At 46.9% G+C, this 15,427-nt stretch carries 6 protein-coding genes; all 6 read right to left on the bottom strand.

The window, feature by feature from the left end; genetic code table 11:
- Nucleotides 1-106: 106 nt before the first annotated feature.
- Nucleotides 107-4,204, bottom strand: a complete 4,098-nt coding sequence (locus BACFIN_RS16280; protein ID WP_007749343.1) for a glycoside hydrolase family 3 N-terminal domain-containing protein — start codon at nt 4,202-4,204, stop codon at nt 107-109.
- A gap of 115 nt (nt 4,205-4,319) precedes the next feature.
- Complete coding sequence (locus tag BACFIN_RS16285) at nt 4,320-5,840, bottom strand: glycoside hydrolase family 16 protein (RefSeq protein ID WP_007749342.1); 1,521 nt, start codon at nt 5,838-5,840, stop codon at nt 4,320-4,322.
- Between the two features lie 49 nt (nt 5,841-5,889).
- Nucleotides 5,890-7,542, bottom strand: a complete 1,653-nt coding sequence (locus tag BACFIN_RS16290; protein WP_007749338.1) for a RagB/SusD family nutrient uptake outer membrane protein — start codon at nt 7,540-7,542, stop codon at nt 5,890-5,892.
- A 12-nt stretch (nt 7,543-7,554) separates the two neighbouring features.
- A complete protein-coding gene (locus BACFIN_RS16295; RefSeq protein ID WP_032839268.1) occupies nt 7,555-10,290 on the bottom strand; it encodes a SusC/RagA family TonB-linked outer membrane protein in 2,736 nt (911 codons plus the stop codon).
- 37 nt (nt 10,291-10,327) lie between these two features.
- Nucleotides 10,328-12,151, bottom strand: coding sequence for a RagB/SusD family nutrient uptake outer membrane protein (locus tag BACFIN_RS16300; RefSeq protein WP_007749335.1), 1,824 nt, complete (start codon nt 12,149-12,151; stop codon nt 10,328-10,330).
- Between the two features lie 12 nt (nt 12,152-12,163).
- Nucleotides 12,164-15,328 (bottom strand): SusC/RagA family TonB-linked outer membrane protein, encoded by a 3,165-nt coding sequence (locus tag BACFIN_RS16305; protein WP_007749334.1) that lies wholly within the window; start codon nt 15,326-15,328, stop codon nt 12,164-12,166.
- Between the last annotated feature and the right edge of the window lie 99 nt (nt 15,329-15,427).

Here is a 15,427-nt window from a genome sequence, read left to right as displayed (position 1 = left end):
CTGAAACAATAAGAAAACTCCCTCCGTTACCATCTGTTTCCTTTCTCGGTGGCGGAGGAGGTTTTCCTCGGTGCCGGACTTTCTCTGTGTAAATGGTATAAAAAATCTAGTCGGTTCCGTAATCCATCCTTATATTTATATTTTCTTGATTGTCAACAAACCTCTCTAGAGATTGATAACCTTTCTTCTGAAAGCGCAGTATCTCCCGATTGCCGGTCTTTACGGTGAAATTTCCCCGATTGTCACTTTTCCCTAACAGTTTGCCGGTCGTTTTCTCATAAATCCGGACTTCGGGGATCAAGGTGGCCTGCACGTCTCTGATGACTCCTTGCACGGTTATCTGCCGTTCACTTTTGGGTAGAACCTGTTCCTGCCTGTTCACGACCGGTTGAGGCTGTCCCACTCGGATAGTCTTCCGTAAGAGAATATGGTCGGAGGCAGAACCTACTTGTATCTCGAATTCTCCCGGTTCTACGATGGCTTCATTCTTCTCATTCAGAATGGTAAGCTCACTGACAGGAATACTGAGACGGACAATTTGAGTCTCGCCTGCCTGGAGAGCTACCTTGCGGAAATCTCTTAATTGGCGTACCGGCATGGCAACCGAACTGCATACGTCTGATACATACAATTGCACCACCTCTTTTCCTTCGCACTTCCCGGTGTTTTTCAAACCTATACGTACGTGAACGGTATCGTTGAGCAGATAAGACGCTCGATCCGTTTGTAGGTTGGAATACTCGAAAGTGGTATACGTCAGTCCGTGTCCGAATGACCATAGCGGGACAGGAGCGGAGAAAACATAATCTCTTCCCGGTGAGTCATAACTGCCGGGAGATTTGTAGAATCCACGGTCGGATCGTAGATGATTATAGTAGACTGGGAGATGTCCGGTACTTTCGGGAAAAGAGAATGTCAGCCGACCGGAGGGAGATACCTTTCCGAACAGGATGTCCGCTATGGAGTTCCCGCTCTGTTCCCCGGCATACCATTGTACCAGGATAGCCGGTATATTTTTCTTTTCCCAGGGAATGGCAAAAGGCTTGCCGGTTACTAAGACAAGAATGACAGGTTTGCCTGTGGCTTGAACCGCTTTTATCAAGGCGGGTTGTGCTCCTGTCAAGGTTAGGTCGTTGAGGTCGAATCCTTCTCCGCAAGTCGAACTTTTATAGTCGCGTGCCAAGGCCGCGCTGGCGCTTCCGCAAAAAAGCACACAGACATCGCTTTGCTCGGCGGCCTCGACCGCCTGCCGGATTCCACTTTCATCCATAGATACCAAACTGCAACCTTTAGCGTAATTGACTTTCACGTTTGTGCCTGCCCATTTCCGGATACCTTGTAAGGGGGTAACTCCGAAACGGTTGTCGCGTGTCCATGTGTAATCACCGAATTGTATCTGGTCGGCGTTCGGACCAATGACTGCAATCGATTTCAACTTTCCGATAGAGAGAGGGAGTAGCTGCCGTTCATTTTTCAATAAGACGGTCGATTCGTCCGCTATCTTTTTCGATAGCGCTATCGCTTTCCCGGAGTGAATAGCCCCTTTGGCAAATTTTTCTCCATACGGATCATCAAACAGACCGATCCGGAATTTGGCATACAATACCCGGCGGACAGCTTCGTCCACTATCTCGCGGTTCAGCTCTCCTCTTTCTATCAGTCCGGGGATGGCCGGATAGCAGTCACTCGAAGCTTCTACATCCAGACCGGCGGTCAGTGCCTGCAAGGCGGCTTCTTCCGAATTGCGGGCTGTGAAGTGGAAGTTCTTCAGCATTTCAATGGCTCCCCAATCCGAGTAGACATATCCTTTGAATCCCCATTCTTTTCTTAGAACATCTGTTAGCAGATAGTGCGAGGCGGAATTAGGGATGCGGTTCCATGAGTTATAGGCGGACATCACGGCGAGGGTAGGCGCTTGCTTCATTACCATTTCGAACGGTTTCAGATAGACTTCGTGCAGGTCACGGATACTGGTTTCTACGGATGCGAGGTTGAGGCCGCTTAAAGGGTTGCCGTGCGGACCATAGTGTTTCAGCATGGGGGATATGCCGTTGTCCATATACCCTTTCACTTCGGCTATGCCGAATCTTCCGCAGAGATAAGGATCTTCTCCGAAAGACTCTTCCACTCTTCCCCAGCGGAGGTCTCGCACTACATCAATGCAGGGGGATAACACTTGCCGCATACCTACCGCATGGAGCTCGTCGGCAATCATGGATGTTTTGCGATAGGCGAGATCTGTATCGAAAGTACTTCCTAGAGCAATGTTCTGCGGGAAGACGGTGGCTCCCTCATGCACTACCCCGTGTAACGATTCCGCTACGGTAAAGATAGGAATGCCTAAACGAGTTTTCTCGACCATGAAGCGTTGGATGGCTAGCATATTCTTTGCACAGTTTTCTGCCGTCAGGGGAAACCCCTCAACGAACCCCCAACTCATTCCCTGCGCTTTTTCTTCCAACTTGCGTTCGTCCAGCGCTTGTCCGTTGAATATCTCCCAAGAATGGATATGTCTGATTTGAGCGAGTTTCTCTTCCGGAGTCATTCGTTGTAACAAGTCTTTTACCCGCTCCTCAATAGGTAGATCCGCTCTTTGATAAGGTAGTTTGGGTGAGGCTGTTGCTGATGAAAAGGAGACTGCTGATGATACAGGCACTTGCAGAGTGGTGAGGATATTGATTCCATAACGTCGGTCGGGCGAAATCCACCAAGGAATATCTCCGTTGGCGCAGCGGATAGCAAAGCGGGAAAGGTGTTGGAGCTGTCGGGAACCGTCGGGTATCCATAAACCGAGTTTATAAGTGCCGTTCGCCGTCTTGGGGAGGGTCACTTGTCCTTTGATTGTGTGAATCAAAGGCGTGTAGGTTTTATCTCCCGGTCGATAAGGCTGGAAACTGTTGGTATCCGCATTGGTCAGGAACTCTTTCACTTGGTTGTGTTCGTCCACTAATACGAAGTAGACAGGGTGCTCATTGAACAGCGTAGAGAAGCCACGGTTTATCAATGTGAGCGAAAGGTTGAGGATATGGTTATCCGTATGCTTGAGTGTGTCGATTTGCAGTTCTTGCAATTCGAGACGGTATCCCAGATGATCGCGCACATATTCAAATGCGTTTCTTTGGGCAGCACTGCCGTCGTGTTTCCGAAAATATCCGTCAGAGACGGGCATGTGCTTCTCTTTCAGGTATTCTTCGCTGATGGGTGTTTCTTTCCAGTACATCATGGAATACTTGTCCGGTGCACCGCGCTCTTTGTAATTGTGGATGACGCTTAATGAGGTGTAATGCTCCAGGAATAATTGTCGTGCTGTCTTTTTGCCGTCTATGATCCAGCCGTTCGCGTCTCCGTTCTCTTTGTTCATGCTCCACGTTCCCCAAGGCAGTTCGCCGTCTACGGGCATGAATGCTCCTTCTTCTACAATCTGGTCGAAGTTGGGCGTACCTTCATGCATATTTCCGTCCCATCTGTGTGGGTCTACTACGATAAAGTCGTCATGGAAAGAGGTTTTCCGGTAGGCTTCGCTATCTTTGGGTAACAGGTTCTTGTAGTCCGGCACTCTGACTTGTACCACCCGATCTTGAGGGGTCATCCGGCAGATCTTTTCAAGGATAATACGTTTGTTCGCATCGGAACTTTCGATATTATGTTTGGAACTGTGCCATTCTCCCCATGCACCGATAAATCCGGCTTGAAGAGCCAGTATGACATCTTTGTTTTTCTCGAGGTAAGGTTTCAATTGTTTCATATGGCGAAACATATCTTCCATTGTGGGACCTGACGAGACGGTTCCCATCGGTTCTGTTTCGTAGGCGAACCGTAGCAATGCTTTCTTGCCAAGTTGGCGCAACTTGTTGAAGTAGACATCCATTGTGGCAAAAGCTTCCGGAGGTAGCTGTCGGCCTATATATCCATGCAGATAAAAATATGTTTGAACTAACGAGACACTGTCGCAAGCGTATTTGTTTATCTCTGATTCCAGATAGTCGGTAATTCCCGGATATTCCTGCGGTTTCCACACATCGCATTTTTTAGCGATGTCTACGGCTATTTCCAGGCGGAAACCTCTTTCCGGATTATATATTCCGGCAGTGCCGTTCGGATCGTCGGCGTAGATACCCCGATATGGAATGCGGGTTGTCTGTCCGGCAAATAATACGGGAAGAAGGGCAAGAAGAAATAAAATTGTCAAGTTGAACTTTCGCATATTAATAAGGATTAGATAAGATATGAATAGAGGTGAGGGTGTGCCATAATGAGTAATAATTCGCATTAATCTGCATTTTGACACACTCTCGTTCTCCTATTGAATAAGATTTCTGTTATTCTACAGGTATCAGACTAAATTCGTCAAACCAGTAAATAACACCACCCCAAGCGCCTTTTCCCCAGATTTCGTGCGTGTTGATGTCTCCTACATAGGCGCAAGGCTTGAATACGAATCGTATAAGTACATTTTCGGGGATATCTACTGTAACGGAGTATTTGATCCAGCCTTTTCCGGCTTTATTGTCACAGGTGGCCGCAAGCCCCCAAGTGGGACCGGGAGAAAGAGACTGTGAACCGTCCGGATTGAAAATGATACTCTTCTGATTTTCTTTTAATACCAAAGGTATGTCATCTTCTGTTTCGCATACGACAATACTAAGTGTAAATGGCGTATCGTCTTGATTGGTCTTAACGTAATAACTAAATGTATATCTGCCTTCCATTACGTTTTGTAATGCGTATGACAGGTTAACTTTCTCTGCATCCATTATTTCCGTAGCTTCGTATTTTAGTGAGCGTGAACTGTTGTTCGCTCCTTCGCTTTTATCTATAGTCATATTACAACTTGGAGCGTCCGGTCGGCAGAACCATCTGTCAAGATAATTAAGAATTCCACTTTGATCGGTTTTGTCGGCACTGAAGACACCGGGTTGCTGATCTTCTGCAAAATTCTTCTCGAAGTTTCCGTTCTGAATGAGGTTATCGGAAGGTTCTTCCTCCTCGTCATCGTCATTTCCTTTATTTTCTTTCTCATAATACCGGACATATTCCACCTCCATGTGTGCAGGTAGTCCTCTGTCGTCAATCGGTCCCGGCCATGCGTCCTCACCGCCTACCGAATAGTTGAGAATCAGGTAATAAGGTACATCGAACGGCCATTGCTGCATGAGTGATTCATTCGGAAGATGCAGGTTCGGATAGCTGAAAGTCTCTTCTCCGTTCACCGTAAAGATAATCTTCTCCGCTGTCCATTCAATTCCGTAAATATTGAACTCGCTATCCCGATATTCTCCGTATCCGTTACGGGGAGGATTCTTGTCATAACCTAAATCTAATGTATAATGCGTATGCACCGAATGTTGTGCGATCTTGTCCATGCTTACTTGTTCCATGATATCGATTTCACCGGGATAACTATTGTTTACTGATGGATATTGTCGTTCTTGCGGCATGAGCCAGATAGCTGCCCATCCACCTTGAAAACTAGTAAACTTGGCACAAACCTCCAGCTTCCCATATTTGAAACCTACTTTGTCCATCGTCCACACGCCACCTGTCTTGTATTCACCGTCTTTCTTTTCGGCTATCAGATATAGTTTCCCGTCTTTCACATAAGCTTGGTCGTAGCTTTCGGACATATAGCGATTCCAAGGAGAAGCCTCTTTAGCTGCCAGTGACCAGCTTTGGGCATTCGGAATGTTACTTTCCTGTTCAAACTCTTCCGACCACACCAGATTCCATCCGTCTTTATTTTTCGATATCTCTTTCACGTGCTGGGTATAGATATTTATTTCTTCGGATTGGCAGGATAGAAAACTAATCCAGAAGACTAAAAAAGCAATGATCTGTTTCATATTGTCTCACTTTTAGTTGATTAAAAAAGGGGGAGTGGAGGGAGTATGATTACTCCCAACCACTATTTTGTGTTAAGTTAGGATTCTTGTAAAGTTCTGTTTGGGCGATGGGATACAAGTACATCTTCCTGTCCCATATACGTGTCTGGATTTTTGTGCGGGTATAGGTGTACTTACTTCCTCGCTTGGTGATTTTAATCCCATAGATATCTTTTACTACGTCCCCGTCCATCCAACGGCAAATGTCCCAAAAACGATGGTCTTCGAAAGCCAGCTCTATCCGGCGTTCGTTGCGCAAGCGTTTGGTGAAAGCTTCACCGGTGTCCTCTATAGGTGGCATATTGGCAGCAGCACGTACCTGGTTCAAGGCTTCGCGGGCTGTGAGTCTGTCGCTAACCTTATAATCCGGACCGCCTAATTCGTTCATGGCTTCTGCATAGTTCAACAATGTTTCCGCATAACGGAATAAGATGAAATGGTGGGGTTTTGTTACCGGGTCGGTCGGAGAGAGGGATACCGTTTCGTTCATGTTTTTCCTCAAGTAATATCCGGTCAGTGTAGCACCATTGAGAGGAGCACCGTTTCTGCCGCCTTCGTAAGTCTCGATGGGGGTATTCATGAATGAACTTCCATTGTAAAGAACGGTTTTATAGAAACGAGGGTCACGTTTTGAGTAAGGCCGTGCGGCATGTTTCGGGTTATTCCAATCAAACGGCTTGCCGTCGGACATTTCGAAAGCGTCTACCAGATTTTGTGTGGGCGTGCTTCCACTGTTCCCGTTTTCGAAGCCGATAGGCAGATTCAGTCCTTCGAACGAGTTGCTTGCACCATTGCGGCGTTCGAAGATGAGCTGCGAAGAACTAAGGACGTCATTTCCCCCATTCACATTGTAAAGCGGGTCTACATCAATATTTGGCAAAGAGTACCAATTCTCTTTGATAATATCATAAGCAGCTTCGGCGGCTTTTTCCCATTTGCTTTTCTCACCGGACGGATTGTGTAGTTTGCTGGCAGCATAGAGCAGGGCGCGTGCCTTGACAGACAATGCCATGCCACGTGTTACCCGTCCGGACTCGTTGTAAAAATCCTTTTGCGAGACGGGTAATGCCGGAGCCACTTCGCTACATTCTTTGGCAATGAACTCAATTACTTTGTCGAAAGGAGTCTCTGATACGGTGTTGATCTCGTCAATTCCGTAAGTACGGGTCAGCAGCGGGATGTCACCGTATCTTTTGGCTAGTTCCAAATAGTAGAAAGCGCGCAATGCACGTACTTCGTTCACATACATCTTGGCCTTTTCCATGTTTTCCTTGTAGTTGGGATTCCATTGGAAACGTTCTAGCTTCTCCAGTGAATAGTTCTCCAGAAAAGAATTGGCGGCACGGATGGCGGTATAATAGTTACCCCATACGTCGTCTATGGGATTGAGTGGACTCCAATTACCGTTATAGATGTCGTACACACTGTTGCTGTTCCAGGTATATACGGCATTGTCGGTTGCCGCATCCCGTACAGCACCGCCGATGGCGCCGTAATCTTGAGGCAGTTGGGAATAAATGTAGGTTGCCAGGCTTGAGATATTCTCGAAGTAGGTGTACATCTCGTCCTGTGTCTTACCGATGGATTCATCGAAATCCAGATAGTCGCATCCCGACAGGGAAGTCACTATGCAAGCTATTGTGATATATTTAGTTATTTTCATACAATCAATCTATTAGAATTTGATACTCGCTCCGAAATATACGGAGAACATATCCGGATAGTTAACACTGAAATCTTCGCAGTTCATGTATTTCACATGGTCGATAGAGAACACATTGTTGGCGCGGGCAAAAATCTGGCACTGTTCCAGTTTGACTTTTGAGATCCAGCGCTGCGGCAGGTTGTAGTAGACGTTGAGATTGCGCAGCTTAAAGTAATCACCGTTTACCAGCCATTGGGTACTGTTGCGGAAGTTATTGCTGTTGTTCAGCGTTGTCAGACGCGGTACATTGGCGATGTCTCTCGTTTCCTCCGTCCACCGGATTTTGTCGTGCAGATACCAGTCGGATACATTGGTGTTATTGCGCAATGGCCAATATACACTGCTTACATTCATCATTCTGCTGTAGTCGGCCACTCCTTGAAATAGAGCGTCAAGACCAAATCCCTTGTATTCGAACCCGAGTTTGAGGCCATAATATATTTCCGGTACGGAACTTGAATGTCCGATGGGATGCACGTCGTTGTCGTCGATGATCCGGTCTCCGTTCATATCCTTGTATTTGATATCTCCCGGTCGCACTTCCGAAAACATCTGTTGAGGACTATTGGCGATATCCGCTTCATCCCGGAAATAACCGATTGCTTCCAGACCGAAAAGCTGTCCATCGGGAAGTCCCTTGCCGGAAAGATAGTCGTAGGGAATATATCCTTCCCCGTTTTCTATTACCTCAGTCCGGATATAGTTCAGCGTACCACCCACGTAGTAAGTGAAGTCTTTGCCGACTTTGTCTTTCCAGTCGATTCCCAAGTCAATCCCTTTGTATTCGGTCTTACCGTTGTTCTGTTGCGGGATACTGATACCGATGGCGGAAGAAATGACATTGCTGCCGCTTACCGGCATTTTGCTCCTTTTATCCATATAGGCGTCAACGGACAGGTTCAGTCTTTTGAATAACCGCATCTCCAGACCGATGTTATATTTGTCGGACACTTCGAGCGTCAAGTTATTCATAGCCAGTTTGTCCTCTTTCATACCCTCCGACTGGGTGTTTGCGTCACCAAACCAATAGGCTCCACCCCATGCCCAGTATTGGCGGTCCAGTTCATAACTGATGTTATCCCATCCGGCGCGTCCGTAAGAAGCACGCAGTTTCAGATAGTCAATGACGGTAGCCTTCTTCATGAAGTTTTCGTTGGAGATGACCCAAGCGGCTGATATGGCAGGATAGGTACGGAATTTGTCTCCGTCGGGCAGTACACTTGTCCCTGTGTGATTGACTAGTGCGTGAATCAGATAAGTGTCTTTGTAGCTGTATCCGGCGGAAGCATTCACATACATCCGTTTGTGGGCATTGTTACGTCCGATTCCTCTCTCCGATTCCAGGCGATACGAACCTAAAGCGCTGACGGCATGTTTCCCGAAAGAACGGTTATACTTCAAAGCGGCTTCCAGATTGGCGTTTATGTATTGTTCCGTCATGTCGAGGTTGTTTACTTGCAAGGTACTGTTGTCACCATACACTTTGGAATCCGCTTCTATCTTGTCTGTGATTACATTTCTGACAGGCGTATTGACTTCATATTGGAATTTCTTGTAGCCTTCTTCCTTGTAAACGGCATTGTTATCATACGCTACGGCGGCTTCCAGACTTAATCCCGGAGTGATGAGTGACAAATCCTGCCGGATGCGGAAGTCGGCTTGCAACGTTCGCGGGTTTTCTTTGAAATAACCGATATCTGCGATACGGGCTATCGGATTTGTTTTCAGTACATTATTACTCCCCCAATATCCATTAGACGTCTGCATGGGGAAAGCACCGGATGGTGTGTTGAAAAGCCCGGCGAATAAGTCATACTCACTTGTATTCGGACGTTTCCGTTCGCGGAGTTGTCCTAACATACTGAATTGTGCCAGAGTCGTCGGTGTGATATCTACGTCAATGTTCATCCGCAGTCCCAGTTCGTATTTCCTCATTTGAGCGGTGTAGCGGTCGGAATATTTGGCGTATGTTTCATTCAGGATACCGTAGTCGTTCTTGTAACTTAACAGGGTGAAGTAGCGAAGACGTTTGCCACCCCCGTGAAAGGAGATATCGAGCTGATTGTTGATGGTATGTTTGCGCAGCCCCTCTTTCATCCAATCGGTGTCGGCATATAAATCCCGGTTACTTCCGTTTCTGAACGCGTCCAGCTCTTCACGCGTGTATTGTGGTTCCAGTCCGTCGTAATAAAGCGCTTCGTTCAGTGCCGACGCATACTCGTATCCGTTGGCGAACTTGGGTTGGTTGATTGGAAAATCCATACCGAACTTATAGCTGGCATCTATTTGCATTTTGGTGTTGTACTCTCCTCTTTTGGTGGTAATCAGAATCACACCGTTTGCTCCCCGTGTTCCCCACACGGCAGTTGCGGCACCGTCTTTCAGTACGGTGACCGATTCGATTTCCGCTGTGTTCAGATAAGAGAGCGGACGTGCGAATCCGTCAACTACAATCAGCGGATTATTATATCCTCGCAAAAGAGTAGCTGCATCGTCTGTCCACCCCGTCTGCTGCATGACTGACAGTCCCGGTAGCAACCCATACAATGTATTGGATACATTGGGAGTTGCATTCTTTGATATTTCATCGGCCGATATTGTGGAGACGGCCTGTGTCTTTCGGGCAATGCTGTCCGTTATATCCTGCGCTCCTGCGACGACGGAGGATAATATGGCAACCCCCATTAGTATATATTTACGTTTCATACGTTCTTTCATTTTTAATTAGTCTTTTGTTGATTGTTTATTCCCATCCCGGATTCTGTACGAGTCCGTACTTCTTGTTGATTTCATCCAATGGAATAGGAATGAGGAAGTAGCGGTCTGTCCACCGTTTTATCCAGCCGCGAGGGTTGGCTATCTTGTTATCCCTTACATAATCGAAGCTTCCATCTTCATTCCTGGTGATAACAAGGCGTTCGATGTCGGTTTTGAATAGGTCGGAACGTTTCCAACGTACCAGGTCAAAATAACGTACCTCTTCAAATCCCATCTCTACGGCACGCTCGTGGAGGATGGCTTCTCTCAAAGGCAGTCCGGAAGCTACTTTCTGATTGGTCAATGCTGGCATTTTTACCCGTTCGCGAACCAGATTGACATAATCATAAGCATCTCGCCCGAATTCGTCTTTCTCTGTTGCTTTCCCCAGTTCGTTCATGGCTTCCGCTATATTCAGGTAGATTTCCGGAAGGCGGATAAGCGGGCAGGAGTAGAATTTGCCGCCGACTTCCGTACTCCGGTCTCGCAGGAATTTGCGCATACCGTAACCGTTGTAAGTGGCTCTGGCCAGTTCGTCCGAATATCCGTCACATTGTTCCCGTCCGCCTTTGTATATTTCCAAAGTACGTCCTCTGAAACGGTCACCGTTGACGAAAAGGGTTTCATACAGGCGGATATCCCGGATCGGATTGTTATGCTCGTCAAAGAAAGGATTGGCATACTTATTCGGTTCTCCTAAAGCGAAATCATCCCAGTTGAAAGGAGTTCCGTCGGCCATTTCGAACATATCCGCATAGTTGGAGGTGGCGCCACCCATACCATAAATGAGTTCGTTGAAAGCATTTCCCCATACATTGTAAGTAACCCAACGATGAGAGGCAAGCAGTACCTCGCCATTGTAACGGTCGAAATAGGCGGAGATAAAGTCTTCTCTGGGGTTTCCCGTGTTGACGAGTTTATAATATTCGTTGTTTTCCTTATTGGCGCGCAGAAATTCCAGTCCGGCATCCAAAGCATTTTGCCAACGAGTCTTGTCGAAGTTGCCATACCACACATAATGCTTGTCGGCCGCTTCCCCACTCATGAAAGGGTCTTTGTTATTGAATAGAGGGCTTGCTACAAATTGGAGCATTCTCGATTTCAGACCGAGAACGGCTGCCGCTGTCATTCGTCCTTCGTCGGACGCAGAAACGTTCCATGGTAAAACCTGTACGGCTTCTTTCATTAGTTCGAGGGTCTTTTGTACGGTCTCTTCCACAGTCATACGGGTGAATTTCATCTCTTCATCCGGGCGGTAAGAGCGGTCTACCCATGGCATTCCACCGTAGTAACGCAACATTTGGACGTAGTGGAAGGCGATGATGGCTTTAGCTTCCGCCTTGCGTATCGTTTTTTCACGGTCTGTCATGTCCGGCACACGGTCGATATTCTCCAGAAAGATATAGGCTTTGCGTATGCCCGTCATGGGTGCCATGCCTACGGTAGGGCCATCCTCAGCAGGCGGTACATCCAGACGGTAGGGCAGAGAACCTACGGAGGAGGCATTGACGTCTCCTGCATGATAAGCACGTATACCGCCGGGTTTGGAAGTGTCACCGAGATCGGTCATACACTCTAGTGTCGCCCAAGATAGTCTTCCGCCTGTGGGGAGAAAGTCGGGCAAGGAACGGTAGATTTCCGCTAACGCTTGTTCGGCATATACTTTGCGTGAAAATACGGTGTCGATAGTGACATCGGTTGTAATGGGCTTGTCGAGAAAGTCATTGCCGAACTTGAAGTCCTCGCATGCACTGACAGAAAGCAGTAGCATGGCTGCCATGCCGGTATGTAATATATTCCTTCGTTTCATGATATTGATGTTTTAAAAGGTGATGTTGACTCCGAGATTATAGATCTTGTTGATAGGGTATGAATCGGTCAGTCCCGGCGTACATTCCGGGTCCATAATCTTGAACTTATCGAATGTGAGCAAGTTGTAACCGCTTAGTTTGATGGCAAGTTCGGAGATACCGATTCTTTTCAAGGCAGCCACGTTGCGGAAGTTATACCCTAGTGTGACGGTCTTCAGCTTGAGATAGTTACCGTTCTTTACCCATAGCGAAGAAGTCTTGCTGTTGTGAGTCATAGTCTTCGTTGCAAATCGGGGCACAGTAGCGGTTTCAGCTGTCTCGGGAGTCCATCGGTTGTCGGCATGGAATTGCATCAACGCATTGTTGGAATTGATTCCGAAAGGTATCCGGAAGAACTCTTCCAACAGAAGTGAACGCTCGGCGGCTCCTGTCCAGTTCATGCTGAAGAAGAACCCTTTGTAGTCGGCTCCGTAATTCAGACCGAAAGTATAGGACGGACGTGTAGGATGACCGATTTTGCATTGATCATCTTCATTGATGACGTGGTCGTTATTCAAGTCTTTGTATTTGATGTCACCCGGTTGTACATCTGCGTCGGGGACGGGCAGCCCGTCTTTTAATGCTCCTTCTTTCGTGAAGTCCTCTTCGCCGTAGAATCCGTCGGCCACGTATCCGAAGATACTTCCTACCGGTTGACCGGTACGCCATAGGTAAGTTTCGTTCGGCTCTATCTCGTCCTGAAAGATAATCTTGTTTTTACTGTAAGATACATTGGCATTGATATAATAATGGAAGTCTCCTTTAATCCGGTCTTCCCATTTTATATCGACTTCGTATCCATGGTTTTTCACCTGTCCCATGTTGACCACAGGCATGATGTTACTGTTCAGATCAGTGAAGATGGGAATGGTCTTCCGCTTGATCAGAATGTCTTTCCGATTCTCGAAGAAAAGGTCGGCACTCACTTTCAGACGATTGTTCAGGAAGTTGACATCGATACCGTAATTGTGTTTTAAAGCTGTCTCCCAACTGACGTTCGGATTGCCGATACGGCTTTCGATAGCTCCGAACATCGTGTTACTGTTGTTGTACCCGAAGTTGTATCCGTGCTGGTACGCTCCCCAATTGTCGACGACATTGCCCAGTTGGTCAACTGTCCATCCGTTAGGCAGGTAGAGGAAACGGTTGTCGTTCATATTATCGTTCCCCACCAAACCGACGGAAGCACGCAGTTTTAAATAATCCACTACCTTTTGTTTTTTCATGAACGGTTCTTCTGAAAGTACATATCCGACAGAACCGGCCGGGAAGGCACCAAACCGCTTGTCGGGGGCAAAGTTTTCGGAACCGTTGTATCCGAAGTCAAATTCCGCGATATACCGGGTTTTGTAATCGTAGGTCAGTCGGCCTACCAAACCGACGTATGCCGTCGGAACGTCCGTGAATTCGGAAGGGTAGTATCTTTTATTCTGGTTGTAGAGCAATAATCCGCCTACATTATGGTCGCCGAATTTCCGATTGTAACGAAGACTCGCTTCAAAATACCAATTGCGCCCCCGATAGGTCTTTTCGGCATAGCCCAGCCGTTTGTTCTGTCCGTCTACCCGGTAAACGATGGTTTTGTTATAAGCAGGATCTTTGATATCCAAATCGGGATTCTCCAGTTCCGATTGGTAGTAAGGAGTGTACGATTCGACAGAACCGTGACGCTGCTGCAGGAAAGAGTAAGAAGTATTATAGGCACCTTTAACCTCTACGGATAATCCTTTTGTAATAAAGTCCAGCTTCTGTGTCAATGACAAGTCCATATTCATGGTATTGCTGGTATTCCTGTCGTATCCTTGTCCGTAATAGCGTGCCAATGCATTATTGTTCATCAAGATACCTTCATACTTTCCCGGATTGATGGTGACGAGCTTTCCGTCTATGATTCCCGGACTGTTGAAAGGTTGTGCCATGTTGATGAGCGAGAAGAGACCATATTCATAATTATTGTCATTAGGCTCATGGGTGATACCGACGATACCACCGAGTCCAACTTTCAATAAAGTGCTTTTGGTAATGTCCAAATCAAGGTTTCCCCGATAATTGTAACGGGTATAGTTAAAGTTGTTATTGTAGTCCAGTTCCTTATATTGCCGGAAAAGTCCGTCCTGCCATAAGAATCCCATAGAGATAAAGTAACGGACACGTTCTGTTCCGCCACTTATGTTAAGGTTATGCTGGGTTTGGATAGAAGAACTCTTCATGATATACTTCCGCCAATTCACGTTGGGATACATGATCGGGTCGTCACCGAGTCGGAAACGTTCCAATGTATATTCGTCGAAAGCGTGCTTCGGCTTTTTGTCGTTATCATTCATCTCATTAAAGAGTTGGGCATAGGTGTAACTGTCCGCCATTTCCAGAATCCGTGTGGGTTGTTGGATACCGACAGAGGAAGAAATGGATATCTTGGCTTTTCCTTCCTCTCCTCGGCGGGTGGTAACCAGGATTACACCATTGGCACCACGTACCCCGAATACAGCCGTAGCGGAAGCATCTTTCAGGACGGTCACACTTTCTATCTCATTGGGGTCCATCTGGAAAAAGGAACGTTCTACTCCGTCTACCAATATGAGCGGAGCCGAAGCACTTTCTGTCAATGAACCTACTCCGCGAATGTAGATTGCCGGGTCTTCCTTGCCCGGTTGTCCGCTTGTGGCGACGGAAGAAAGGCCGGTGATTTGTCCGGCAAGAGACGTAGCGATGCTTGCATTGGGAGAGCGGAGCAAGACATCCGTTTTGACAGAAGAGATAGCTCCCGTCAGAGTCTCTTTCTTTTGAGTTCCGTAGGCTACTACCATTACTTCATTCAACGCGTTGGCCTCTTCCTTTAGGATAACTCTGATTCTGGTTTTTCCTTTGAGAGGGATTGTCTGCGTCTCGTAGCCGACATAAGAAATTTGTAATACTGCCGTTTGGGCGTTCGGTACACTTAACTTGAAATTACCTTCGGAGTCTGTAATGGTTCCTTTCTGACTACCGACAAGTAAGACTGTGGCACCGATGGCCCCTTCGTCTCTCTCATCCCGAACATTACCGGTTACGGTAACTTGAGCAAACATCCAAGATGTTATGAATAGCATAGCCAGTAACAATCCGATTCGTTTGCCTTTTGATGCATAGTTTTTCATGGTGATTAAATTAATTGATTTGTAACATTAACAGTTATGGGGTTCGAAATGGGTAGGGGAATCAAAAGATTTTTTTTGGAAGCTAGCTTCTTTTATCTA

This window comes from Bacteroides finegoldii DSM 17565 (genome assembly GCF_000156195.1).
Lineage (GTDB): Bacteria > Bacteroidota > Bacteroidia > Bacteroidales > Bacteroidaceae > Bacteroides > Bacteroides finegoldii.
Note: the sequence above shows the minus strand (reverse complement) of the source record. Positions and strands in the feature narration are given on the sequence as shown.